Here is a 24,331-nt window from a genome sequence, read left to right on the forward strand (position 1 = left end):
TTGGTGTTGGCCGCTGGAAATTCCACGGCGACGAACACGAAACAAAGGTCGAAAAAGCCCCGCATCCATTTGGCTGCGGCGCATTTGGGCGCTCATTAGCACAATTTGAAACGGCAGGAAGACGATGACCAGCAACGATCCGCTTCTCCAACCCTATCAGCTCAAACATCTGACGCTGAAGAACCGGGTGATGTCGACCAGCCACGAGCCGGCCTATTCCGAGGACGGCATGCCGAAAGAACGCTACCGGCTCTATCATGCCGAAAAGGCCAAGGGCGGCATGGCGCTGACCATGACCGCCGGCTCGGCCATCGTCTCGCGCGACAGCCCTGCCGCCTTCGGCAATTTGCATGTCTATGACGACCGGATCGTGCCGTGGCTCAGCGAACTCGCGGATGCCTGCCACGAACATGACTGCAAGGTGATGATCCAGATCACCCATCTCGGCCGCCGCACCGGCTGGAACAAGGCCGACTGGCTGCCGGTGCTCTCGGCCTCGCCGGTGCGCGAGCCCGCACACCGTGCCTTCCCCAAGACCATCGAGGACTGGGACATCGAGCGCATCGTCGCCGACTATGCGTCCGCCGCCCAGCGCTGCCAGGCCGCGGGCCTCGACGGCATAGAGTTCGAGTCCTATGGCCATCTTATGGATGGTTTCTGGTCGCCGGCCACCAACCATCGCGACGATGAGTTCGGCGGCTCGCTCGACAACCGGCTGCGCTTCACCGAAATGGTGCTGGACGCGGTACGGGCGGCGGTGGGCGACAAATTCGTCGTCGGCATCCGCATGGTCGCCGACGAGGATTTCGAGAAAGGCCTATCCAAGGAGGAGGGCATCGAGATCGCCAGGCGGCTAGCCGGTTCGGGCAAGGTCGATTTCCTCAACATCATCCGCGGCTCGATCGAGACCGATGCCGCCTTGACGAAGGTCATCCCGGTGACCGGCATGCGGTCTTCGCCGCATCTCGATTTCGCCGGTGAGGTGAGGGCGGCGACAAAGTTCCCCACCTTCCACGCGGCGCGCATTTCCGATGTCGCCACGGCGCGCCACGCGATTGCCACCGGCAAGCTCGACATGGTCGGCATGACCCGAGCACATATCGCCGATCCGCACATCATCAGGAAGGTGATGGAAGGCCGCGAACATGAGATCCGCCCATGTGTGGGCGCCACCTATTGTCTCGATCGCATCTATGAGGGCGGCGAGGCGCTGTGCGTCCACAATGCGGCGACCGGCCGCGAGGCCGATATCCCCCACATCATCGTCAAGACGGGCGGGCCGAGCAAGAGAGTCGTTGTCGTCGGCGCCGGTGCCGGCGGGCTGGAGGCGGCGCGCGTCGCGGCCGAGCGCGGCCATCAAGTCACGGTCCTGGAGGCGTCGTCACAAGCGGGCGGCCAGGTGCGGCTGGCGACGCAGAATCCGCGCCGCAAGGAGCTGATCGGCATCATCGACTGGCGGCTGGCTGAACTCGACCGGCTCGGCGTCGAAATCCGCTACGATACCTGGGCGGAGAAGGGCGACGTTCTGGCGCTGGCGCCAGATGTAATCATTATCGCCACCGGCGGCCTGCCCCAGAACCCACCGCTGACGGCGGGCGACAGTCTCGTGACGTCGAGCTGGGACATCATGGCCGGCAGCGTCAAGCCGGCCGAAAATGTGCTGCTCTATGACGACAATGGCGGCCATCAGGGCATGGGCGCGGCCGAACTGATCGCCAACAGCGGCTCGAGGCTGGAACTTGTTTCGCCGGAACGCTTCTTCGCGCCGGAAATGGGCGGCATGAACCATGTGCCGTATATGCGCGCCTTCCAGGAAAGGGGTGTCACAGTCACCATCAACACGCGCCTGCGTTCAGTGCGGCGCGAGGGCAATCAACTGGTCGCGGAACTCGCTTCGGATTTTGCCGATGGATGGCGCGGGGAACGCAGGGTCGACCAGGTGGTGGTCGAGCACGGAACGGCGCCGCTCGATGACCTTTATCTCTCGCTGAAACCGCTAGCGAAGAACGGCGGCGCGGTCGACTATGAGCGCCTGGTCAAGGGCGGCGACATCTTTCCTGAGCGCAATCCGCAAGGTTCTTTTGTGCTGTTCCGTATCGGCGACGCCGTCGCCTCGCGCAACATCCATGCCGCAATTTATGACGGGATCCGGTTCGGCCTGCGGATCTGATCCGCGGCCCGCCTAACGCATGCCGCCCAAAGTGACCTCGGTTTTGGAGAACGACATGCATAAAAACAAGGAATCTAAAGCGCGTCGCATGAATCCATTTCGACGCGACGCGCTTAGATCGGCATGTTGAACGGCGTGATGATCAGGATATTGGACGCGTCCGGCGCGACCGATTTCGGCAGCGCGCCCTGTGCCCGCATAATGTGGACGCAGGCCGTGCGCATATCTTGCCGGAGATCGTGATACAACACGGCCGAGATGCGTCGGCTTCGCAGCAATTCGAGATTGTCGGCGTCGAGATCATGACCGATGAACACCCGGCAGGGCCGTTTCAGTTCGGCGAATGCCTGCACGATCGAGGCGTTTCCGCCGCCGATGGAATATACGGCCGCGATGTTGGGATTGTTTGTTAGTGCGGCGCGGACCAGTTCGCCCGTCGCCCGATCAATGCCGTGTCCTTCGCTGACGTCGACGATCCCGAGGTCGGGAAAGTGTTCGCGCAAGGCGCGGCGAAAGCCGATTTCGCGCTCCTCCTCGCCCCGGAAGCGGTTGCTGCTCAAGGTGACGAGGACATCGGCTCGTCGTCCGCCAAGCCATGCACCGATTAGATAGGCAGCCGTTTCGCCGGCGGCGCGGTTGTCGACGCCGACATAGGCCAGCCGTCGGCTGTTCGGCAGATCGGTGACCAGCGTCACGACGGGTATTCCTGACCGGACTACCCGGTCCACCACGGCGGTTACGTCAGGGACATCAGGCGCTTTGAGGAAAATACCATTGCTGCCGCGACGGGCAATCGCGTCGAGCAAGGAGACGGTGTTCGCCACCGCACGCACTTCTACAAGGTGGTGGCGTGCCCGGAAGACGGCCGGGCGGAGCCCCGGCATCTCGGCTTCCAGCGCCGCGCGCACAGCCTCGGTGAAGCGCACCGGAGCTTCCATAACAAGATCGAGAATGAATTTGCGGCCCGACAAGCCGAGTTGCGAGCGTTGCGTTTCTAGCTCGCGGATCGCCTGCTCGATGCGCCGGACGGTGTGCTGACGCACGCCGCCGCGTCCATGCAGGACACGGTCGACCGTGGCGATGCTGACGCCCGCCTGCTGGGCGATGTCCTTCACCAGGAATGGATGCGACATCAGCCGTCTCAGTCAGTCTTGAGGTGTTTTTGAGGTGTTTCAGCCGTATGCCACCTCTCAGTCAAAGCTATACTTGCGCCATCTATCGAAACAAGACCATAGGGAGGATGCCGTGAAGGCCGACAACTTTGCCAAGCTCAGATCCGATCGCGTCTGGCTTACCGCCGATATGTGCAGCATCGATGACTTTGCCGCGTCGACGCAAAGGACGACGAACCTCGCGGACTATCCGTTTGCCTCCGAGGCTCAGAAAAATGTCCTGATCTATGACGGTGCGGCGGTTCGCGCAGCCGCCGGCGATCCGGCCCGACGCAAGGCGCTGCTGGCCGAGTGGGTCGAGGCGATGACCGAGGGCCCGGGTGTGGTCGTGTTCCGCGGAGCCTTCGAGGATGTGGCGCCGATCGATGCCGCCACGGACGCCTTCAACGCCATCATTGCGGAGGAGCGCGCGGCCGGAGCGGGCGGTGGCGATCATTTTGCCAAGCCCGGCGCGAACGACCGGGTGTGGAATGCGCTTGAAAAGCTTTGCCTGCGCGATCCCGCGACTTTTGCCGCCTACTATGGCAACGACATCATCGCGCTGATATCGGAAGCGTGGCTTGGGCCAGCCTATCAGCTTACATCCCAGGTGAACAATGTCAGGCCGGGCGGCGCATCGCAGTCGGCGCACCGGGACTATCATCTCGGCTTCCAGACCGCATCGGTCATTGAGCGCTATCCGGTGCATGTCCATCGGATTTCGCCCGTGCTGACGCTGCAGGGCGCGATCGCGCATTGCGACATGCCGGTGGAAAGCGGCCCCACGCTTTACCTGCCCTATTCTCAGACCTACCTGCCCGGATATCTGGCGATGAGCCGGCCCGAGTTTCAGGCCTATTTCAACGAGCATCATGTTCAGTTGCCACTGAAGAAGGGGGATGCGGCCTTCTTCAATCCGGCCCTGTTCCATGCCGCCGGCACCAACCGGTCCGTTGATATCCAGCGCATGGCGAACCTGTTGCAGGTGTCGTCGGCCTATGGCCGCGCCATGGAGAGCGTGGACCGGACCCGCATGAGCGCGGCCCTTTATCCCGTTCTGCAACGCATGCTGGGCGATGGCTGCCTCTCCAGGCAAGCGGCTGACAATGCCATAGCCGCTTCGGCGGAAGGCTATTCCTTCCCGACCAATCTCGATCGCGACCCGCCGCTCGGCGGCCTTGCGCCGGAAACACAGCAGGCGCTTTTCCACCGCGCGCTGGATGCAGGATGGGAGGCTGCCGTCTTCGTGGAGGCGCTCGAGAAACAGGCGAAGAAGAAGCTGACCTGAGAAAGCGGTGCCGTAACGATTGGTGGCGCGCGGTCGGACCTGCATACGAGAGCCCATGTAGGCCGGCCTGGCCGCGCGCCCGCACGTCATTGGCTCATCGCCGGGCAACGTGCGATCTTTGTGAGCTGCTTATGTTCAGACCATCCTGGCGATCGCCATGCACAGCACGGTGACCACCAGCAGCCATGCGGCAATGCGTTCGCCCATCGCCATTTTGGCGCGCAATCGCGTTTCGATTTCCGCATTGGCGCCTGCAAGCTGCCTGCTGGGCGCTCTGACCATGGCGCCGAGCACGCCGGCGGCGGCGAAAGCGGCCAGGATGCCGAGCGCCAGCACCATTTCCATCGAGCCGAAATAGGCGCCGTGGAAAAAATACCACAGCAGCGCCCCGGTCAGGAAAACCATGCCGGCCGCGCCCATCTGCGGCTGGATGAAGCGCTCCGCCTTGATCTCGGGATCGCGGGCAAGCGTGATGGTGGTGCCGGCCCAGAACACTCCGGCCATGACGTGAAGACCGATGACGACGATATAGACATATTGCATGCCGGCTCTCCTCTCTCGCTGTGCCCTGATAATTAGATATCTAACTGTTAGATGTCAATGTATAATCGCGAACCTGTTCCATCCATGGAAACACCGTCCAGAGCCGGATGATTTCAGGTCGATAGGCCTGAAATCTGAATCCGCCTCTAGATCAAAGAGATAGGGCATGACGTCGTCCGAAAACGCTTCACACTTTTCGGCATCATGCTCTAGTGTCCGCCAATGACACCCTTTGAACGCCCGCCTGTCGGCATGAATCTCGGCCGCACCGCTAAGCTTGTCGCACAAGCCTTCGATGCCGCTTTGGTTGAAGCGGGCGGGACCTTGCCGGTCTGGCTGACGCTGCTGTCTGTCAAGTCGAGCAAGCAGGCCAACCAGCGCGAACTCGCCGGCATGATCGGCATTCAGGGGGCGACACTGACCCATCATCTCAACGCGATGGAGACACAGGGCCTGCTGACCCGCCGCCGCGATCCGGTCAACCGTCGGGTTCATCTGGTCGAACTGACAGAGGCGGGTGAAGCGCTGTTCGAGACGTTGAGGCAAGCAGCGCTCGTCTTCGACAAGCGGCTTCGCGCAGGATTGTCCGATGAACGGCTGAAGGAGTTCGCGGACATGCTGGCGTTGTTGCGTGCCAATGTCGGCGGGATGTGACGACCGCATTGTTTCGGTGAGTTGATCGTGTTATATGACTACACTAGTCATATAGGACATTGCGATGCGCGAAATTCAATTGAAGGATGCAAAGGCCACTCTTTCGGCAGTGGTTGATCAGGCCATCGCAGGAAAACCCGCAGTCATCACGCGGCACGGCCGCAAGCAGGCCGTGATCTTGTCGTTTGAGGATTACCAAAGGCTGTCACGGGTACCAAGCTTCGGGCAGTTGTTGGCGGCCTTCCCCGGCCATACAGACGATATTCCACCTCGTTCCCGCAAGCCGCTTCGCAAAGCAGTGTTGTAAAAACGGCTTATGATGTTTCTGCTGGACACCAACATCATCTCGGCGGTCGCTCCGACCAAGAAGGCCGATCGAATGGGGTTGGCGAAGTGGCTGGAAGAAGCCAGCGAACATCTATTCCTGTCCGTTGTCACGGCATCCGAAATCTCAGCCGGAATAGCCAGGGCCGAGCGCGAAGGAGCGACCACGAAAGCCGCTTTGCTCCGCGATTGGTGGCAGGCGATCGAGTATCTTTATGGAGAGCGGATTCTTCCCTTTGATTTGCGCGCGGCAAATGCCGCCGGAGCCATTGTCGATCGTGCAAGGGCACATCGGCCAGGATACGAGGATATAGCGATCGCCGCGACGGCTGAGGTTCGTGGGCTGACGATATTGACGGACAACGAGCGCCATTTTGCACCTCTGGGAGTGCCAATGCTGAATCCGCTGAAGATGCTTCCGCCGCTCCCCGCCGCCAATCCATCACTTTAGTCGTCGTAGCCAGCGATTGCACCAAAGACATAGCGGCGCGCATGCACCGCGGGCTTCAGGCCCAGCACGGCATTCGCCATGAGCATGTCGGCAACCACCCCTTCCGTAGTCAAGGCGGGCCGGGTTCTGCCTACGCTAGGCTGCCTTGCAGCACCGTCAGCCTGGCCTTCCTCGGCATGCGGGCAGTCAGCCATTCGAGCGCCTTGTCGCTCGGCATGGGGAAGGCGATCGAATAGCCCTGCACCTGGTCGCAGCCGATCGCCATCAGCGAGTCGAGCTCGGCCTCGGTTTCGGCGCCCTCGGCGACGATCGAAATGCCGAGGCCGCGGGCAAGTTCTGTGATCGCGCGCACGATCTTGGAGTTGTCCCCGTTCTCATGGATGTTCTGGACAAAGCGGCGATCGATCTTGAGCCGATCGATCTCGTTGGGATTGACGTGGCTCAGCGAGGCATAGCCGGTGCCGAAATCATCGAGCTCCAGATGGACGCCGGCTGCCCTGATGTGACGAAGCTTGGCCGCGATGCCTGTCTTCTCATCGTCCAGGATGACGGACTCGACGATTTCCAGCGACAGTTTCTGTGGCGGCAATCCGGCCTTCTCCAGTGTCTCGAACAGGAACGTATCGAAATCGTGCTCGCGCAACTCGGTACCAGAGACATTGACGGCAAGCCGGCCGAAGGCAATCCCGGCTCGGTTCCATTCGGCTGCCTCGCTGATCGCCTTGCTGATCACGATGCGACCGATCTCCGGCATGAAGCCGCATTTCTCGGCGACCGGAATGAATTCGCCCGGCGAGATCATGCCGCGCTTGGGATGGTTCCAGCGCACAAGGGCTTCGATGCCGCTGATGGTGCCGTTCGTCAGGGAAACCTGCGGCTGGAAATAAACCTGGAACGCCTTTTCCGAAATGGCGACCTTGATGTCATGCTCGAGTTGCTTGCGGTAGTCGAGCTCGCGACGCAGTTCCTCCGAGAAGAACGAGAAGTTGCCGCCGCCCATCTTCTTGGCGGAGTAGAGCGCCAGATCGGCATGGACGAGCAGGTCCTGGGCATTGTCGGCATCGATCGGATAGACGGCGATGCCGCCGCTAGCGCCAGGAAGAATGGTGGTGCCCTGGAAAATGATGGGTTCGTTGATGTGCGCAAGGATGCGCCGTGCCAGCATGTTGATGTCTTCGGTGCTGCCGGCCCCATTGAGGATCATCACGAATTCGTCGCCGCCGAGCCGCGCGCACAGATCCGACGCCCGGCAGGAATCGCGCATGCGCTGCGCCGTCACCACCAGGACGTAGTCGCCGGCGGCGTGGCCCAGCGTATCGTTGATCTGCTTGAAGCGGTCGAGGTCGAGCTGGACTACGGCCAGGCGTTCGCGCCGGCGATGCGCGCCCTTGATCAGCGTGTCGAAATGGTCGGTCAGGAAGGTGCGGTTGTGCAGGCCGGTCAGACCGTCGTGAACCGCGATGAAGGCCATCGAGTTGCGCGCATCGACCAGTTCACGCGTCTTGCGCAGGATCGCGTTGGACATCGGCCTGAAGATGAACAGCGCCACCAGCAGGATGACGCCGAGGGTGGCGAAGAAGAGCGTGCGATGGAGGGCGAGCAGCTTTTCGGAGCGCTCGTCGGCATCGGCGCTGATACGCTGTCCGAGCGCGGCATAGCCCGACAGCGTGGCATTGGCGACCGAGGCGTCGAGGTTGACGCGTTCGGCGCCGCCTTTGTAGCCGCCATTGTCGGGATGGTTGAGTTGCGATTCGAAGGCGGAGACCAGACGGTCGCCATTGGCGATCAAGCCAACCGAGAAATAGTCGAGATGGAAGGGTTTGGCGAACAGCACGCTCTCGATCGACTTCGCATTGAGCTTGGCCGGTGATTCCGGCCTCGCGCCCGTCTGCTTGAGCAGCAGATCGTAGTTCGTCTCGAATTCCGCGGTGGCTTGCTTGAGCGCGCTGACCAGCGCTGGCTGCTTGTCGCGAGAAGCGGCGCCCGTTGCGCTGGCAAGAAAGACGATACGCTGCGACAATGTTTTCTGCGTGCCGACGATGTCGAGCAAGGTGTGGTTGTGCTGCTGTGTGGCCATCGTCTGCTGCAGCAGGACGAAGGAGGCTGCCACCATGGCGGCAATTATCAGCAGCGCCAGCCAATAGCCAGCCTTGATCAGCAGTATGAGCTTGCCTGAAACGGTTTGCACCGGCTGCTGCGACATTTTCGGGGGCGGCCTCTCGCCAACGGATTCCTGTGTGAGCACCATTGAACCGTAAATGTTAACAGGACTGGAAATCGACGGTCGGCCGGCAAGGGGCAAAGGGGTAAAGATCGCGAAATGGTTATCGGGTTCTTGCGCGGCCGGCCCGCATTTGAACATTCGTCGTCCCGTACGTTCCCGCATGATCGTTTGAGCGCTGCCCGTGACGTCTTTGCCGATGCTGCCCGGCCACCCGATCCGGTCGCTTTTACGATGGATTTTTTGCGCTGAGGGGACGACAGTCTGCCCACGTCAAACGAGGCCTGATCATGACCGCAGCATTTCTCTCCCATATCGACAGCGAGCTTGCAGGGCTGAAATCCGCCGGCCTCTACAAGTCCGAGCGGGTGATTTCCTCGATGCAGTCGGCGCAGATCGAGGTCGGCGGCGAGAAAGTGCTGAATTTCTGCGCCAACAACTATCTCGGCCTCGCCGACAGCGCCGATTTGCGAACGGCGGCCAAGCAGGCGCTCGACCGTTATGGCTACGGTATGGCGTCGGTGCGCTTCATTTGCGGCACGCAGGAGGAGCACAAGCAGCTCGAGGCGACGATTTCATCTTTCCTGGGCCTGGAAGACACCATTCTCTATGGCTCCTGCTTCGACGCCAATGGCGGCCTGTTCGAGACGCTGCTTGGTGAGGAAGACGCTGTTATTTCGGATGCGCTGAACCACGCCTCGATCATCGACGGTGTCAGGTTGTCGAAGGCCAAGCGCTTTCGCTACGCCAACAACGACATGGCCGATCTCGAAGCGCGATTGAAAGAGGCGAAGGACTGCCGTTTCCGGCTGATTGCCACCGACGGCGTGTTTTCGATGGATGGCATCATCGCCAACCTCGAGGGTGTCTGCGATCTTGCCGAGAAATATGACGCCATGGTCATGGTGGACGACAGCCATGCGGTCGGCTTCGTCGGCAGGAACGGCCGTGGCTCGGCCGAGCATTGCGGCGTCGAGGGCAGGGTCGACATCATCACCGGCACGCTCGGCAAGGCGCTCGGCGGCGCGTCCGGCGGCTACACGTCGGGCAAAAGCCAGGTGGTTGACTGGCTGCGCCAGCGCTCGCGGCCCTATCTCTTCTCCAACACGCTGATGCCGGCGATCGCAGGCGCCTCGATCAAGGTCTTCGACTTGATCCGCCATGGTGATGCCTTGCGCGAGCGCCTATATGCCAATGCGGCGCGATTCAGGTCCGAAATGGGCAAGCTCGGCTTCACCTTGGCGGGAGCGGATCATCCGATCATACCGGTGATGCTGGGCGATGCGACGTTGGCGCAGGAGATGGCGGCGCGCATGCTGAAACGCGGCATCTATGTCATCGGCTTTTCCTTTCCGGTGGTGCCGAAGGGACAGGCGCGCATCCGCACCCAGATGTCGGCGGCGCATTCCACCGCGGATATTGACCGCGCGGTGGCGGCGTTTGGCGCGGTCGGCAAGGAACTGGGCGTGATTTCCTGAGCGGCCCGGTACCGAAAAACGATTCCGGATCAAGAGATTCAAGGGACAAAAGCATGTCGAACATGATGAAGGCGCTGGTGAAGGCCAAGGCCGAGCCGGGCATCTGGATGGAAGAGGTGCCGGTGCCGGAGATCGGCCCCAACGATGTGCTGATCAAGGTGAAGAAGACCGCGATCTGCGGCACCGACGTCCACATCTACAATTGGGACCAGTGGGCGGAGAAGACGGTGCCGGTACCGATGGTGACCGGCCATGAATTCGTTGGCACCGTCGCTGATTTTGGCGCGGCGGTCACCGAATACAAGGTCGGCCAGCGCGTTTCGGGCGAGGGGCACATCGTCTGCGGCCATTGCCGCAACTGTCGCGCCGGACGAGGGCATCTCTGCCGCAACACGCTCGGCGTTGGCGTCAACCGGCCGGGCGCTTTCGGCGAGTATCTGGCGATCCCGCAGCACAATGTGGTGCCGATCCCCGATGACGTGCCGGACGAGGTCGCGGCGATCTTCGATCCTCTCGGCAATGCCGTCCACACCGCATTGTCGTTCGATCTGGTCGGCGAGGATGTGCTGGTCACCGGCGCCGGGCCGATCGGCATCATGGGCGCGCTGGTGGCGCAATGCGTCGGCGCCAGGAAAGTCGTCATCACCGACATCAACCCGGTGCGGTTGGCCTTGGCGAAAAAGCTCGGCGTCCAGCACGTCGTCGATGCCTCGAAGGAAAAGCTGCGCGACGTCATGCCGGCGCTCGGCATGACCGAGGGTTTTGACGTCGGTCTCGAAATGTCCGGCGCCGCACCCGCCTTCCGCGACATGATCGACACCATGAACAATGGCGGCAAGATCGCCATTCTGGGCATCGCGCCGACCGGCTTCGAGATCGACTGGAACAAGGTCATCTTCAAGATGCTGCACCTGAAGGGCATCTACGGCCGCGAAATGTTCGAGACCTGGTACAAGATGATCGCCCTGGTGCAAGGTCCGCTGGATGTCTCGGGTCTGATTACCCACCGCATCGGGATCGACGATTTCCAGGTCGGGTTCGATGCGATGCGGAGCGGCAGTTCGGGCAAGGTGGTGATGGATTGGTAGTCCGCGGGGCCCAAACGAAAAGCCGTTCCGCAGCGATCCTTCGCGCCCCCCTCTGTCCTGCCGGACATCTCCCCCACAAGGAGGGAGATTGACAGTTCCAGCGCATAGTTCTTTCCTGCAACATTGGTGATTGGCAAAAGCCAGCGTGACGGCTGATCTCCCCCCAAAGTGGGGGAGATGTACGGCAGGACAGAGGGGGGCGCTGTCCCGCCAGCCTTTCAGCTTTACTTTCCTCCCAACGCCTCCTCCAGCGCTGCCACGCCCCTCACGATCGCTGCCCGCTCGTCCGCACTCAGCCTCTGCAGCAACTCCCCTTCAAACGCCTTCGCCAGCGGCACCATCTCCCGATAGGCCACGAGACCCGCTTTGGTCAGCGCCAGGTGCTCGACACGGCGATCGTTCTCGTCCGGCACACGCGTCAACCACCGCCGTCGCTCGAGCTCGGCGACCGCGCGCGACACCTTGGTCTTGTGCATGGCCGACTGCTCGCCGAGCTCCGTGGCCGTCATCGTGCCGTGCTGGCCAAGCCCGGAAAGGGTGCGCCATTCCGGCCGGGTCAGGCCGTGGCGCTCCTTGTAGATGCGGGAGAATTCCCGGCTGACCGTATCGGCAAGCCGGTAGAGCCGATAGGGCAGGAAGCTTTCGAGGTCGAGGGTTTCCGGTTCCATGATGCGCACCGCGGATACGGCGTTTGCCGTTGATAGTTACATTTTCAATGGTTACAAATGAAACCAGTTTGGTCAACATTGCCGGTGAGCCGCGGTTGGCGGGGCTGAAGACCGGGATCTGGGAGGATCGGATGGCCTTTTCCTACATGCCGGGTTTCGGCAACGACTTCGAAACCGAGACACTGCCCGGCTCGCTGCCGCAGGGGCGGAACTCGCCACAGCGGCCGGCTTACGGCCTCTATGCCGAGCAGCTTTCCGGATCGCCCTTCACCGCGCCGCGTGGCACCAATGAGCGTTCCTGGCTTTATCGCATCAGGCCAAGCGTAAAACACACTGGCCGGTTCAAGCCGGCTAACTATCTGTTGTGGAAGAGTGCGCCTAATGTCGGTGATCATGAACTGGCACTTGGCCAATATCGCTGGAACCCGGTGCCGATGCCGAAGGAGCCGACTGATTTCATCGCCGGCATGCGTACCATCACCACGGCCGGCGATGTGCTCGGGCAGACCGGCATGGCAGCCCATGTCTATGTCGCCAATCGTTCGATGGTCGATGATCATTTCTTCAATGCCGACGGCGAGTTGCTGATCGTGCCGCAGGTCGGCGCTCTGCGCTTCGTCACCGAAATGGGCGTCATCGAACTGAGATCCGGCGAGATCGCAGTGCTGCCGCGCGGCCTGGTTTTCAAGGTCGAACTGGTGGACGCCGAAGTGCGCGGCTATGTCTGCGAGAACTATGGCGCCAAGCTGACCTTGCCTGACCGCGGCCCGATCGGCGCCAATTGCCTGGCCAATCCGCGCGACTTCAAGACGCCTTGCGCCTGGTTCGAGGAGAAGGAAACGCCATGCCGGCTGATCGTGAAATGGTGCGGTAACTTCCACGTCACCGAACTTGGCCATTCGCCGCTCGACGTTGTCGCCTGGCACGGCAACTACGCACCCTACAAATATGATCTGGCGACGTTTTCGCCCGTCGGCGCGATCCTGTTCGACCACCCCGATCCGTCGATCTTCACCGTGCTGACGGCGCCGAGCGGCGAGGAGGGCACCGCCAACATCGACTTCGTCATCTTCCCGCCCCGCTGGCTGGTGGCGGAAGATACGTTCCGTCCGCCCTGGTATCACCGCAACATCATGAGCGAGTTCATGGGCCTGATCCACGGCCAGTACGATGCGAAGGAGGAAGGGTTCGTTCCCGGCGGCATCAGCCTGCACAATCTGATGCTGGCCCATGGGCCGGATGCGCCTGGCTTCGAAAAGGCCTCGCGCGCGGACCTGAAACCGGTCAAGCTCGACAACACCATGGCCTTCATGTTCGAGACGCGTTTTCCGCAGATGCTGACCCGCTACGGCGCCGAACTGGAAACCCGGCAGGACAATTACATCGACTGCTGGGCAGACCTGAAGAAGCGTTTCAATGGCACGCCGGAGGGCGATTGGTCTTGAGGCGCGTCCGATGAGCGACCGGCTGGTGTTGCTGGGCTCCAAGGGCGGTCCGGCGCTGCGGCCGGGCGGACCGTGGCCAAGTTCGTCGCTGCTTGAGATCGCTGGGCGCGCCATCGTCGTCGATTGCGGGCTTGGCGTGACGCGCGGTCTGGTCGATGCCGGCATCGACCTTAAGGCGCTCGACCTGATCTTCATTACCCATCTGCATTCCGACCATGTGCTGGAACTCGGGCCGCTGATGCACACCGCCTGGACGGCGGGACTGGCAACGCCGGTCGCCGTGTTCGGTCCGCCCGGCACCGGTCACTACTGGCGGCGCTTCTGCCAGGCGATGGAATTCGACATCGAGATCCGTATTGCAGACGAGGGGCGGCCGGACATTCGCGAGCTGGTTTCGGTCGAGGAATTCGGCGAAGGCCAGGTGGTTCAGCAAAATGGCCTGAAGGTGACGGCGCTGCGCGTCGATCATCCGCCGGTGACGGACTGCTTTGCCCTGCGCTTCGAGCATGGCTCCAAAAGCGTGGTGTTCTCCGCCGATACGGTCTTCTTTCCGCCGCTCGTCGATGTTGCCGCAGGTGCCGACATCCTCGTCCATGAAGCCATGCTGGAAAGGGGCATCGATCGGCTGGTTGCCAGAACCGGCAATGGCGCGCGATTGAAAGAGCATCTGCTCGCCAGCCACAGTTTTGCCGGGGACGCCGGGCGCATCGCCAGCGATGCCGGCGTGAAGAGATTGGTCCTCAATCATCTCATTCCCGCCGACGATCCCGAGATCAACGAGCCCGATTGGATCGCGGCTGTCAGGAAAACATGGGCCGGCGACTTGACGATCGCACGCGACGGCCTTGTTGTGGAACTCGCATGATCCCGAAAAGTGGGAACCGGTTTTCGGAAAGGATCATGCGTAAGGCAAAAGACCAAAGCAGCAGCAAAGCTGTACCAGGAGGGGAAATCGCATGAAGCTTGCCACACTGAAGGACGGGACGCGCGACGGAAAACTCATTGTCGTCTCGCGCGACCTGACGCGCTTCACCGACGCCTCGTTCCTGGCGCGCACGCTGCAGGCAGCACTCGACGACTGGCGCAGGATTTCGCCGCATCTGGCGACGATCGCGGAATCGCTGGAAAACAACGCAATGCCGCCGGCCCGCTTTCACGAGCACGACGCGCATTCGCCGCTGCCGCGCGCCTATCAGTGGGCTGACGGATCGGCCTATGTGAACCATGTCGAACTGGTGCGCAAAGCGCGCGGCGCGGAAATGCCGGCGAGCTTCTGGACCGACCCGCTGATCTACCAAGGCGGGTCCGATTCCTTCATTCCACCGCGCGATCCGATCCGTATGGTCGACGAAGTCTTCGGCATCGACATGGAAGCGGAAGTGGCTGTCGTCGTCGACGATGTACCGATGGGCGTCAGCCGTGATGATGCGCGTGCCGCCATCCGGCTGGTCATGCTGGTCAATGATGTCACGCTGCGCGCGCTCACCGGGCCGGAACTCGCCAAGGGGTTTGGCTTCTTCCAGTCGAAGCCGTCCTCAGCCTTTTCTCCGGTCGCGGTGACGCCCGATGAGCTGGGCGACGCCTGGGACGGCGGCAAGGTCAGCCTGCCGCTGCTTGCCGATCTCAACGGCAAGCCGTTCGGCCGCGCCAATGCCGGCGTTGACATGACCTTCGATTTTCCGGCGCTGATCGTGCATGCCGCCCGGACAAGGCCGCTGATGGCCGGCACCATCATCGGCTCGGGTACCGTCTCCAACAAGCTCGACGGCGGGCCGGGCAAGCCGGTTTCGGCGGGCGGCGCCGGCTATTCCTGCATTGCAGAGTTGCGCATGATCGAGACAATCGAGACCGGTGAGCCGAAAACGCCGTTCCTGCGCTTTGGCGACACGGTGCGCATCGAGATGAAGGACAAGGCCGGGCATTCGATCTTCGGCGCGATCGAGCAGAAGGTCGAGAAGTACGAGGGATAGGCTACGAGGCTCATTGATGAACCTTCTGAATCACCTGCGCCGCATGGCCGGTAATAATCTCTGGTCGAACGACCGGCTCTATCGCGCCGTAGTGTCACTCCAGCCAGGCGAATTCGAGGCTCAACGAACCAGCTTCTTTCCGTCGATCAAGGAGACGCTCAACCACATACTGGCGGTCGACCATCTCTATCTCGATTTCCTGGAAGAGGGCGGCGTAGGGGCCGCGGCCTATGACGATTTCGTGCCGTTCGACGACCCGGTGGAATTAGCGAAGGCGCAGGCCGATTTCGATCGCAGGCTCATTGCTTTCTGTGACGGGTTGTTGGATGCCGATCTCGACCGCCGTGTCGCCACCGACCGGCGCGAGGACGGCATGATCCCGGAAAAGATTGGGGAGATCCTCGCCCATGTCCTCCTGCACGACATCCATCATCGCGGCCAGGTCCACGCCATGTTGTCCGGAACCTCAGTCGCGCCGCCGCAGCTCGACGAGTTCCTGCTCGATTACGATGCGAAGCTGAGGGAGAAAGAGGTCGAGCGGCTGGGGTTGTGAATCGATCAGGCCATCGCGACGTCATAGGCTGAAAAATGACGATCCGAGGAGACCAATGTCAGGCCCTCGATTTGAGCTTGTGCGATGAGCAGACGATCAAAGGGATCGCGATGATGAAGCGGCAGATGCTCCAGTCTCGCTGCGTGTAATTCATTCACGCTGAGAATTGGAATCCCGTTCGATCGCAAGATCTCCACGACGTCGCCATTGAGCGCGATCTTGCCAAGCGATTTCTTGATGGCGATTTCCGCCACGGAGATGGCACTGACGATCACCTCCTCACCAGCAAGAAAGATGTCGCGATGGCGATCGGAAAGACGTGTATCCGCGTTGAGTACCCAAAGCAGAATATGGGTATCAACCAGATATTTGCGGCTCATTTAATGTACTCGTCCCATTCGGGACCGAGTTCATCAAAATCGTCCGATATCCGAATTTTGCCTTTCAGTGCTCCAAACAAGCCTTTACTCCCGCCAGCCCGGACGGGAGCACTCAAGGTTGCGACTATCTCCCCGTGCCGTGTCAGATGGATCTCCTCACCGGCCTGGGCACGCTTCACCAATTCGGAGAGTTGAGCCTTCGCTTTCGCCATCGGAATGTTCATGCCAAACCTCTTATGACCAGAATTTAGGTCATAACTGGTCAGGCCGCAAGCAAGAGGAACCGAAAAACTACTCTGCCGCCTCTATCTTGATCACGCCGCGCTTGATCTGGTCCTGCTCGATCGACTCGAACAGGGCGCGGAAATTGCCTTCGCCAAAGCCTTCGTCGCCCTTGCGCTGGATGAACTCGAAGAAGATCGGCCCGATCACGGTCTTCGAGAAAATCTGCAGCAGGATCTTGGTCATGCCGCCATCGACCACGCCCTCGCCGTCGATCAGGATGCCGTGCTTCTTCATGCGCTCGATCGGCTCGTCATGGCCGTTAACGCGTTCATGCGACATCTCGTAATAGGTGTCGGGCGGACCGGGCATGAATTTCAGGCCGTTGGCGGCGAGCTTGTCGGTGGCCTCGTAGATCTCGTCGGTGCCGACGGCGATGTGCTGGATGCCTTCGCCATTGTACTTCTTCAGATACTCGGCGATCTGGCTGGTCTCGTCCTTGGATTCGTTGAGCGGAATGCGGATCTTGCCACAGGGCGAGGTGATGGCGCGGCTAACCAATCCGGTGATCTTGCCGTCGATATCGAAGAAATGGATCTGCTTGAAGCCGAACAGGTCGCGATAGAAGTCCCACCATTTGTCCATGTTGCCGCGATAGACATTGTGGGTGAGGTGGTCGAGGAAATAGAAGCCGACGCCTTCAGGCTTGGGGTCGCGCTCGCCCACCCATTCGAACTCGGCGTCATAGGCCGAGCCCTTCTTGCCATAGGCATCGATGAAATAGAGCAGGGAGCCGCCGATGCCGACGATGGCTGGCACGTCGAGCGCCTTGTCGTCGCCTTCGTAGGGCGTCGCCCCCTTCGAGACGGCATGCTCGAAAGCATGCCTGGCATCGACCACGCGCCAGGCCATCGAGGCGGCGCAAGGGCCATGCTTGTCGACGAACTTCATCGCATGCGAGCCGGGCTCGGCATTGACGACATAATTGATGTCGCCCTGGCGCCAGACAGTGATGTCTTTCGTGCGGTGCTTGGCCACTGCCACATAGCCCATGCGGGTGAACAATTCGGCCAGCTTCTGCGGCTCGGGATGCGCGAACTCGACGAACTCGAAACCATCGGTGCCTGCGGGGTTGTCCTTGCTGATTTTTGCGGGCGGTGCGTCGTGCGGGAAGGGACCCATGGCTTTCCTCCAAAAATGTGAGGTGAATGTGAGGTGGCCGCGTTGGACCACACGTGACGCGATTATAGTGCAAATGGGCTGCATGGTGCTTGCATTCGAACGCTTGAAATGATCATCTCATGCGCGAAGCGTGCATGATGAGAGGAAAAGCCATGGATGAGGCGCGCATTGATCAATTCGATCGCAAGATAATGGCGCTCTTGCAGGGTGATGCGCGGCTGACCAACAACGATCTCTCGGAGCGGGTAAACCTGTCGGCATCGCAGTGCTCGCGCCGCCGACAGCGGCTCGAGGAAGATGGCTATATCAAGGGCTATCGGGCGGTGCTCGACCGCGACAGGCTAGGCTTCTCGCTGGTCAACGTCATTTCGGTGACCTTGGCCACCCACAACCGCGACAATGCCCGGCGCTTCGGCGAATTGGTGGCGCGATTGCCGGAAGTGCAGGAGGCGCACGCGCTCACTGGCGAGATGGATTACATCTTGAAAGTGGTGACGCCCGACCTGAAGTCGCTGTCGGAATTCGTCAATGGCGTGCTCCTGCCGCACGAATCCGTGCAGCACGTGAAGACGGCCATCGTGCTGGAGACGCTGAAGGAAACCGGCGCGCTGCCGATCTAACCTTTCGATTGCTGGATCAGCCCGTAAAGATTGGTGCAGCGGGCGCCGGAGCGGCAATAGGCGAACACCGGGCCTTCCAACTCATCCAGCGCCTCGGCCTGATCCTCGACATTCTCGGCGGTGATCTGGCCGCTGATCACCGGTATGTAGCGGAAGGCGAGTCCGGCGCCTTCGACCGCCGCCTTGAGCGTGTCCGCCGAAGGCTGGCCGGGTTGCTCATCGTCAGGCCGGTTGCAGATGACGCTCTTAAAGCCGGCGGCCTTGATGGCCGCGACGTCTTCGGGCTGGATCTGGCCAGAGACCGAATAATCCTCGCTGATTTCGCGGTATTCCATGGCAGCATCCTCGCAATCTGGTTTGTCGGGGAGTCTTGCCACTCCCCGACGTGGCCGGCAATCCGCGCCGACATAAATCGTTCGACGCAGATAGATGTTTCCGGCGAAGAATCCAACTCAAGCCGCCCAGGCTGGGAACGGATCGGGCAAAGTGCGCCACAGTTCGGGCCGGAAGTCTTCGGCGTCGACCAGGCAGTTGTCCAGTTCGGCACGTATTTTCGCCTCATCCATCGGATCGCAGCCAATGAAGACCAACTCCTGGCGACGATCGCCCCAGACAGGGTCGAGATAGGGGATCATGCTTTGGCGCCACTCTGCATGGTCGGGCCATCGGCCTTGCGGGATCGCGGCCCACCACAGGCCACGTTTTTCGGTCCGCACCAGCGCGCCCGCCTGGCTCATTTCGCCGACATGGCGCGGCCGTGTCGCCAGCCAGAAGAAGCCCTTGGCACGCACCACGCCCGGCCATGCGCGATCGATGAAGGCCTGGAACCTCGCCGGTTGGAACGGTTTCCGCGTCCGGTAGACAAACGACCGGATGCCATATTCCTGCGTCTCGGGAACATGGTCGCGGAAACCGTTGAGTTCCTTGAACCAAAGTGGGTTCTGTTGCGCCTTGTCGAAATCGAAGCGGCCGGTGGCGAGCACCTTGTCGAGCGGCACCTTGCCGAAATCAGCTTCGACGATCTCGGCATCGGGATTGAGCGCGCGCACGATCAACCGCGCCATATCGCGCTGATAAGGGCTCGCCATGCCGATCTTGTTCAGCACCACGACGTCGGCGAACTCGATCTGCTCGACCAGCAAGTCGACCAGCGCGCGGCCATCCTGCTCGCCGAGCGACTGGCCCCGTTGCTTGAGGAAATCGGACGAGGAGTAATCCTTGAGCAGGTTGAGCGCGTCGACCACCGTCACCATCGTGTCGAGGCGGGCCACGTCGGACAGGCTGTCGCCATGCTCGTCACGAAAATCGAAGGTCGCGGCGACGGGCAGGGGCTCGGAAATGCCGGTGGATTCAATCAGGAGATAGTCGAAACGGTCCTGCTCGGCCAGCGCGCGAACCTCCTTCAAGAGGTCGTCGCGCAGCGTGCAGCAAATGCAGCCATTCGACATCTCCACCAGCCTTTCGTCGGTCCGCGACAGATCGGCGCCGTCGCGCACCAGTTCGGCATCGATGTTGATCTCGCTCATGTCGTTGACGATGACGGCGACGCGGCGGCCTTCGCGGTTCGACAGGATGTAATTGAGCAGCGTGGTCTTGCCGGCGCCGAGAAAACCGGAAAGCACGGTGACGGGAAGGCGTCCGAGGTCAGGCGTTTGATTCATGGTTTGGTTCCCGAAGGTCAAGTTAATGCGTTATGTTATTTTATTACAAACCGAAGCCTGAAAAAGGCGGAGACTGGCTCCGCCTTTTCAGAACAGCGCTCCTCAGCTGCCGAGGATCGCACCTTTGATCTGGCGGATGTTGCTGTGCATCATGTCGATATAGGTCGAGCCCGGGCCATCGGCCTGCGACAGCGCGTCCGAATAGAGCGTGCCGCCCACCTTGATGCCGGTCTCGCTGGCAATCTGTTCGATCAGGCGCGGGTTGGTGATGTTCTCGACGAAGATCGCCGTGGCCTTGTCCTGCTTGACCTGCTCGACCAGCTTGGCGACATCGGCGGCCGACGGTTCGGAATCGGTCGAGATGCCCTGCGGAGCAAGGAAGGTCAGGCCGTATTCATGTTCGAAATAGCCGAAGGCGTCGTGCGAGGTGATGACGACGCGCTTCGCTTGCGGGATCGACTGGATCGCTTCCTTCACCTCGCCCTCCAGCGCATCGAGCTTCTTGGTGTAGGCGGCGGCATTGGTCTGGTAGCTGACACAGCCATCGGAGTCGGCGGCGCAGAAGGCCTCGGCGATGTTCTTCACATAGATCTTGGCGTTGGCGATCGACTGGAAGGCGTGCGGATCGGTGACCGTCTTGCCGCCTCCGGTACCGGCACCCTCGGCCGCGTCCGCGTCGGCGAACTCAGGCTTGAAGTCGATCGGCGTCACGCCATTGGTCAAGGTGATGATCGAGGCCTTGGTGGCGCTGGCATCGACCAGCCGCTGCAGGAAACCTTCGAAATGCAGCCCGTTGACCAGCACGATATCGGCCTTGGCCATGGCGACCGCGTCGGCCGGGCTCGGCTCATAGACATGGGCGTCACCATCCGGTCCGACGATCGTGGTGATGTTGACGCGGTCGCCGCCGACATTTTTGGCGAAATCGGCGATAACCGTGAAGCTGGCGACGACTTTCAACGGTGTAGCGAAAGCCGACGATGCGCCGAGGCCGCTTAATGTTATAACGCTCATCGCCAGGGCGACACGGATTGATTTCAGCATAAGCGGGGTCTCCTTTTAGGGGCGGGGAATCAGGCTGTTCTGTGACGGTGATGAATGATGCGGGCGCGCAGAATGCCGCGCGTGCCGAACAGGACCGAGGCAAAATAGACGACGCCGGCCGAAAGGATGATCGCCGGGCCTGAGGGCAGCGACGCGTGATAGGACAAAAGCAGCCCGGCGATGCAGGAGGCGAAGCCGATCAGCACGGCGAGCACGCACATCGGCTCGACGCGTACCGTCCAGAATCGGGCGGCCGCTGCAGGCAGCATCATCAATCCGACGGACAGCAAGGTACCAAGCGCCTGAAAGCCGCCCACGAGGTTGAGCACGACGAGGCCAAGGAAGATGAAATGCACCGGGCTGCCCATGCGGCTGACCGAACGCAGAAACAGCGGATCGAGGCATTCGGCGACCAGCGCTCGCCAGAAGACGGCGAGGCTGATCAGGGTTACCGCGACGATGCCCCCTATAAGGATCAGCGCTTCGTTGTTGAGCGCCAGCACCGTGCCGAACAGCACATGCATGAGGTCGACGCTGGAGCCGCGGATCGACACCATCAGCACGCCGATGGCGAGCGAGATCAGATAGAAGGCCGCCATCGAGGCGTCCTCGCGCTGGACGGTGAAGCGCGAGACGGCACCGGCGCCAAGCGCCACGATCACGCCGGCGATCAGGCCGCCAATGGTCATCGGCAGGATTTCCAGCCCATAGAGCAGGAAGCCGGCGGCGGCCCCCGGCAGGATCGCGTGCGCCATGGCATCGCCGGACAGGCTCATGCGTCTCAGCATCAGGAACACGCCGACCGGGCAGGCGCCGAGCGACAGCATCAGCGAACCGAACAACGCCCGCTGCATGAAGGCGAAATCGGCAAAGGGCGCGATGAAGAGGCCATAGAGAAAATCCATCAGGCAGCCCTCGGCCCGGCGCCGTGATGATGGTCGTGGTCGTGGTCGTGATCGTGACCGTGATGATCGTGCCCATCGGCATGATCATGGGCGTGCTCGCCCGGTTCACACCAGGGCGCGTTTTCCTCCCAGGCTTCGTGAAAACGGCGGGCGCGCAACAGGTTTTCCGGTTTCAGCGTTTCCCTGGTTTCGCCCCACGCGACCGGCTGGCGAGCCAGCAGGAGTGTTTCAGGGAAATTCTGGCGCACCAGTTCCAGATCGTGGACGACGACCATGATGGTGCGTTCCTCGCCGTGCCAGCACTTGATCAGCGCGATCAGGTCACCCACCGTCTTGGCATCGACGGCATTGAACGGTTCGTCGAGCAGGATGAGGTCGGCATCCTGCAACAGCACACGGGCAAACAGCGTGCGCTGCAGCTGGCCGCCCGACAGTGTGTCGATCGGCCGCTTTTCGAAGCCCCCGAGGCCGACCGCCATCAGTGCCTGGCTGACGGCATCACGATCTTCCCCGGTGTAGCGGCCAAGCATGCCGCGTTTCGGCCAGAGACCCAGCGAAACCAGATCGACGACCCGCGCCGGGAAGGAGCGGTCGAGTTCGGATTGCTGCGGCAGGTAAGCGGTCCGCACACCTGGCGCGCGAATGACCGCGCCAGCCATCGGCTTCAGCACGCCGACAATACCCTTCATCAGCGTCGACTTGCCGGAACCATTGGCGCCGACCACGGCTGTCAGCGAGCCCTTGCGGATCGTACCGTCGAGATGATGGATCGCCGGATGGCTGTTGTAGCCCAGGGTCAGGTCACGGAATGTCAGGCTGGTCTGGGTCATCTTGTTCCGTGGGAAGCCAATTCCGGCTAGGGTACGGCCGTTGGATATGTGATGTTATTACATTAGTCAACAAGCCAGTCGGGCGGAATTGCGGCCGACGACCCAACTTGCCGTGAACCCGGTCCCTCCTGGTCCAAGGAGATTTGGCGCCGGCGGCCTTGCCCGAAGCCCATGGCGACTCTAAACAGGCACGACCCTCAAAACGAAGGAACTTCCCATGAGCATTCGTCGCATCGATGTTGGCCCGCGCATGAGCCAGATCGTCATCCACGGCAACACCGTCTATCTGGCCGGCCAGGTCGGCGAGCCCGGCGGCAACGTCGCCTCGCAGACCCGCCACATCCTGGCGACCATCGACGAATTGCTGGCCAAGGCTGGTAGCGACAAGACCAAGATCGTCCAGGCAATCATCTGGCTGGCCGACATGGGCACCTTCGCCGAGATGAATTCGGAATGGGACAAGTGGGTGCCGCAGGGCCACACGCCCGCCCGCGCTACTGGCGAAGCCAAGCTCGCAGGCCCGGAGTATCTGGTCGAGATCATTATCACGGCGGCGATTTAAGCCGACGATGAAGTCGCCAATCTCCCTCCTTGTGGGGGAGATGCCTGGCAAGGCAGAGGGGGGCGCTGTCCCGCCAGCCTTTCCGTCTTCTATCCCGGCAGGCACATTCCAAGTACGCGCTCTACGGCGCCCCCTCTGGCCTGCCGGCCCCCACCAGGGGGGAGATCACCTCATCCCTGCGAAGGCGTAAACCTTGCCACCAGCGTGTGACTTTCCGCAGGATAGACAAATCGGACATGGGTGACCGGGTGCTCCGCGCTCCAGGTGCGGCGCTCGACCACAAGGCAAGGCGCGCCGGGATCGATGTCGAGCGCGTCGGCGATAGCCTCGTCGGCCGCCATGGCCCGTATCCGATGCTCCGCCTCGCTCCAAGGTACGCGGCCGATCAGCCAAGGTCCGGCGGCAATTTCCAGAAACTCCTCGTCCCCGGCTTCCAAAACCGCCGAAAGATTGATCAGGCGCTGCTCGATCGCGAACGGCCGCTCGCCCGCGAAATGCAGGCCTTCGAGCCATAGCACCGAGCCTGCGGCGGACGATCCGAGCAGCGCCCTGTCTTCAGCATTGCTGCGCCGCTTCAGGCGCTCCAGCCGCTCGTAGCGGTAGGGCAGGCCGAGCGCTTCGACTTCGATCCTGATGTCGTGGAGTTCCAGTACGGCCGCCTGCGACTGCGGCCGGCGGACAAAACTGCCCGAGCGGCGGCGGCGTTCGATCAAACCGGCTTTGGCGAGTTGCGACAGCGCCTTGTTCACCGTCATGCGCGAGCATTTATATTCGGCCGTCAGCTCATGTTCGAACGGGATACGGTGGCCGGGCGCCCAGGCGCCAGATAGAATCTTTTCGCGGATATCGGAAAGGATGCGCTGATGCAGCGAGACTGTCTCGCTGTCCTCCAACCCCGTTGTTTCGGCCATGTTCATCTAG

The 24,331-nt window shown here is 61.6% G+C and carries 26 protein-coding genes; 13 read left to right on the forward strand and 13 right to left on the reverse strand.

Features of this window, described 5'->3' with window-relative positions:
* The first annotated feature begins 124 nt into the window (after positions 1 to 124).
* On the forward strand, positions 125 to 2,170 hold the full coding sequence (locus FJ958_RS01205; RefSeq protein WP_140738340.1) for an NADH:flavin oxidoreductase: 2,046 nt from the start codon (positions 125 to 127) through the stop codon (positions 2,168 to 2,170).
* A gap of 113 nt (positions 2,171 to 2,283) precedes the next feature.
* Here the strand turns inward: FJ958_RS01205 and FJ958_RS01210 are convergent, their stop codons facing one another.
* A complete protein-coding gene (locus FJ958_RS01210; RefSeq protein WP_140738343.1) occupies positions 2,284 to 3,303 on the reverse strand; it encodes a LacI family DNA-binding transcriptional regulator in 1,020 nt (339 codons plus the stop codon).
* A gap of 112 nt (positions 3,304 to 3,415) precedes the next feature.
* Here FJ958_RS01210 and FJ958_RS01215 point away from each other — a divergent pair, with 112 nt between their 5' ends.
* Positions 3,416 to 4,609 (forward strand): phytanoyl-CoA dioxygenase family protein, encoded by a 1,194-nt coding sequence (locus FJ958_RS01215; RefSeq protein WP_140738346.1) that lies wholly within the window; start codon positions 3,416 to 3,418, stop codon positions 4,607 to 4,609.
* 135 nt (positions 4,610 to 4,744) lie between these two features.
* Here FJ958_RS01215 and FJ958_RS01220 read toward each other — a convergent pair whose 3' ends face one another.
* A complete protein-coding gene (locus FJ958_RS01220) occupies positions 4,745 to 5,152 on the reverse strand; it encodes a hypothetical protein (RefSeq protein WP_140738349.1) in 408 nt (135 codons plus the stop codon).
* 222 nt (positions 5,153 to 5,374) lie between these two features.
* On the opposite strand from FJ958_RS01220, the gene FJ958_RS01230 reads away from it, so the two are divergent.
* The 3 genes from FJ958_RS01230 to FJ958_RS01240 all read left to right on the forward strand — a co-directional run bounded on the left by FJ958_RS01230 (position 5,375) and on the right by FJ958_RS01240 (position 6,581).
* The gene (locus FJ958_RS01230) at positions 5,375 to 5,806 is read left to right on the forward strand and encodes a MarR family transcriptional regulator (RefSeq protein ID WP_140738355.1); all 432 of its coding nucleotides are present in this window, start codon (positions 5,375 to 5,377) and stop codon (positions 5,804 to 5,806) included.
* 64 nt (positions 5,807 to 5,870) lie between these two features.
* Positions 5,871 to 6,113: a type II toxin-antitoxin system Phd/YefM family antitoxin gene (locus tag FJ958_RS01235; protein ID WP_140738358.1), complete on the forward strand. Its 243-nt coding sequence runs from the start codon at positions 5,871 to 5,873 to the stop codon at positions 6,111 to 6,113.
* A 12-nt stretch (positions 6,114 to 6,125) separates the two neighbouring features.
* Positions 6,126 to 6,581 (forward strand): type II toxin-antitoxin system VapC family toxin, encoded by a 456-nt coding sequence (locus FJ958_RS01240; RefSeq protein ID WP_140739129.1) that lies wholly within the window; start codon positions 6,126 to 6,128, stop codon positions 6,579 to 6,581.
* 130 nt (positions 6,582 to 6,711) lie between these two features.
* Here the strand turns inward: FJ958_RS01240 and FJ958_RS01245 are convergent, their stop codons facing one another.
* On the reverse strand, positions 6,712 to 8,784 hold the full coding sequence (locus tag FJ958_RS01245) for an EAL domain-containing protein (protein WP_140738361.1): 2,073 nt from the start codon (positions 8,782 to 8,784) through the stop codon (positions 6,712 to 6,714).
* Positions 8,785 to 9,092: 308 nt separating this feature from the next.
* Between FJ958_RS01245 and FJ958_RS01250 the strand changes: the two genes are divergently transcribed.
* Positions 9,093 to 10,280 carry a glycine C-acetyltransferase gene (locus FJ958_RS01250; protein WP_140738364.1) on the forward strand — a complete coding sequence of 396 codons (1,188 nt, stop codon included), beginning with the start codon at positions 9,093 to 9,095 and terminating at the stop codon, positions 10,278 to 10,280.
* Positions 10,281 to 10,333: 53 nt separating this feature from the next.
* On the forward strand, positions 10,334 to 11,368 hold the full coding sequence (gene tdh / locus FJ958_RS01255; protein ID WP_140738367.1) for an L-threonine 3-dehydrogenase: 1,035 nt from the start codon (positions 10,334 to 10,336) through the stop codon (positions 11,366 to 11,368).
* Between the two features lie 224 nt (positions 11,369 to 11,592).
* Here the strand turns inward: tdh and FJ958_RS01265 are convergent, their stop codons facing one another.
* Positions 11,593 to 12,036, reverse strand: coding sequence for a MarR family transcriptional regulator (locus FJ958_RS01265; RefSeq protein ID WP_140738370.1), 444 nt, complete (start codon positions 12,034 to 12,036; stop codon positions 11,593 to 11,595).
* 131 nt (positions 12,037 to 12,167) lie between these two features.
* Here FJ958_RS01265 and hmgA point away from each other — a divergent pair, with 131 nt between their 5' ends.
* The 4 genes from hmgA to FJ958_RS01285 all read left to right on the forward strand — a co-directional run bounded on the left by hmgA (position 12,168) and on the right by FJ958_RS01285 (position 16,004).
* A complete protein-coding gene (gene hmgA / locus FJ958_RS01270; protein ID WP_140738373.1) occupies positions 12,168 to 13,481 on the forward strand; it encodes a homogentisate 1,2-dioxygenase in 1,314 nt (437 codons plus the stop codon).
* A 10-nt stretch (positions 13,482 to 13,491) separates the two neighbouring features.
* Positions 13,492 to 14,346 (forward strand): MBL fold metallo-hydrolase, encoded by an 855-nt coding sequence (locus tag FJ958_RS01275; RefSeq protein ID WP_140738375.1) that lies wholly within the window; start codon positions 13,492 to 13,494, stop codon positions 14,344 to 14,346.
* Positions 14,347 to 14,437: 91 nt separating this feature from the next.
* Positions 14,438 to 15,451, forward strand: coding sequence for a fumarylacetoacetate hydrolase family protein (locus tag FJ958_RS01280; protein WP_140738378.1), 1,014 nt, complete (start codon positions 14,438 to 14,440; stop codon positions 15,449 to 15,451).
* A gap of 16 nt (positions 15,452 to 15,467) precedes the next feature.
* Positions 15,468 to 16,004, forward strand: a complete 537-nt coding sequence (locus tag FJ958_RS01285; RefSeq protein ID WP_140738381.1) for a DinB family protein — start codon at positions 15,468 to 15,470, stop codon at positions 16,002 to 16,004.
* A 5-nt stretch (positions 16,005 to 16,009) separates the two neighbouring features.
* Here the strand turns inward: FJ958_RS01285 and FJ958_RS01290 are convergent, their stop codons facing one another.
* From FJ958_RS01290 to hppD, 3 genes are all read right to left on the reverse strand, one after another.
* On the reverse strand, positions 16,010 to 16,384 hold the full coding sequence (locus FJ958_RS01290; protein WP_140738384.1) for a type II toxin-antitoxin system VapC family toxin: 375 nt from the start codon (positions 16,382 to 16,384) through the stop codon (positions 16,010 to 16,012).
* The gene (locus FJ958_RS01295) at positions 16,381 to 16,608 is read right to left on the reverse strand and encodes a type II toxin-antitoxin system prevent-host-death family antitoxin (protein WP_140738387.1); all 228 of its coding nucleotides are present in this window, start codon (positions 16,606 to 16,608) and stop codon (positions 16,381 to 16,383) included. Before FJ958_RS01295 ends, FJ958_RS01290 begins: the two co-directional genes overlap by 4 nt.
* 67 nt (positions 16,609 to 16,675) lie before the next feature.
* Complete coding sequence (gene hppD / locus FJ958_RS01300) at positions 16,676 to 17,788, reverse strand: 4-hydroxyphenylpyruvate dioxygenase (protein ID WP_140738390.1); 1,113 nt, start codon at positions 17,786 to 17,788, stop codon at positions 16,676 to 16,678.
* Positions 17,789 to 17,940: 152 nt separating this feature from the next.
* Here hppD and FJ958_RS01305 point away from each other — a divergent pair, with 152 nt between their 5' ends.
* Entirely contained in the window at positions 17,941 to 18,408 is a 468-nt protein-coding gene (locus tag FJ958_RS01305; RefSeq protein WP_140609928.1) for an Lrp/AsnC family transcriptional regulator, read from the forward strand.
* On the opposite strand, the gene FJ958_RS01310 is transcribed toward FJ958_RS01305, so the two are convergent.
* From FJ958_RS01310 to aztA, 5 genes are all read right to left on the reverse strand, one after another.
* Positions 18,405 to 18,743 carry a TIGR01244 family sulfur transferase gene (locus FJ958_RS01310; RefSeq protein WP_140738392.1) on the reverse strand — a complete coding sequence of 113 codons (339 nt, stop codon included), beginning with the start codon at positions 18,741 to 18,743 and terminating at the stop codon, positions 18,405 to 18,407. The genes FJ958_RS01305 and FJ958_RS01310 overlap by 4 nt on opposite strands.
* Before the next feature lie 117 nt (positions 18,744 to 18,860).
* Positions 18,861 to 20,069, reverse strand: a complete 1,209-nt coding sequence (gene zigA, locus FJ958_RS01315) for a zinc metallochaperone GTPase ZigA (RefSeq protein ID WP_140738396.1) — start codon at positions 20,067 to 20,069, stop codon at positions 18,861 to 18,863.
* Positions 20,070 to 20,171: 102 nt separating this feature from the next.
* The gene (gene aztC, locus FJ958_RS01320) at positions 20,172 to 21,113 is read right to left on the reverse strand and encodes a zinc ABC transporter substrate-binding protein AztC (RefSeq protein ID WP_140738399.1); all 942 of its coding nucleotides are present in this window, start codon (positions 21,111 to 21,113) and stop codon (positions 20,172 to 20,174) included.
* A gap of 29 nt (positions 21,114 to 21,142) precedes the next feature.
* Positions 21,143 to 22,018, reverse strand: a complete 876-nt coding sequence (aztB, locus tag FJ958_RS01325) for a zinc ABC transporter permease AztB (protein ID WP_140738402.1) — start codon at positions 22,016 to 22,018, stop codon at positions 21,143 to 21,145.
* The gene (gene aztA / locus FJ958_RS01330) at positions 22,018 to 22,848 is read right to left on the reverse strand and encodes a zinc ABC transporter ATP-binding protein AztA (RefSeq protein ID WP_140738405.1); all 831 of its coding nucleotides are present in this window, start codon (positions 22,846 to 22,848) and stop codon (positions 22,018 to 22,020) included. The genes aztB and aztA overlap by 1 nt, the downstream gene beginning before the upstream one ends.
* A 217-nt stretch (positions 22,849 to 23,065) precedes the next feature.
* On the opposite strand from aztA, the gene FJ958_RS01335 reads away from it, so the two are divergent.
* Positions 23,066 to 23,410 (forward strand): RidA family protein, encoded by a 345-nt coding sequence (locus FJ958_RS01335; RefSeq protein WP_140738407.1) that lies wholly within the window; start codon positions 23,066 to 23,068, stop codon positions 23,408 to 23,410.
* Between the two features lie 170 nt (positions 23,411 to 23,580).
* Here FJ958_RS01335 and hutC read toward each other — a convergent pair whose 3' ends face one another.
* Positions 23,581 to 24,327: a histidine utilization repressor gene (gene hutC / locus FJ958_RS01340; RefSeq protein WP_181176248.1), complete on the reverse strand. Its 747-nt coding sequence runs from the start codon at positions 24,325 to 24,327 to the stop codon at positions 23,581 to 23,583.
* Positions 24,328 to 24,331 lie beyond the last annotated feature (4 nt).

Origin of the sequence: Mesorhizobium sp. B2-3-5, assembly GCF_006442395.1 — a bacterium.
In the GTDB taxonomy this organism is placed as follows: domain Bacteria; phylum Pseudomonadota; class Alphaproteobacteria; order Rhizobiales; family Rhizobiaceae; genus Mesorhizobium.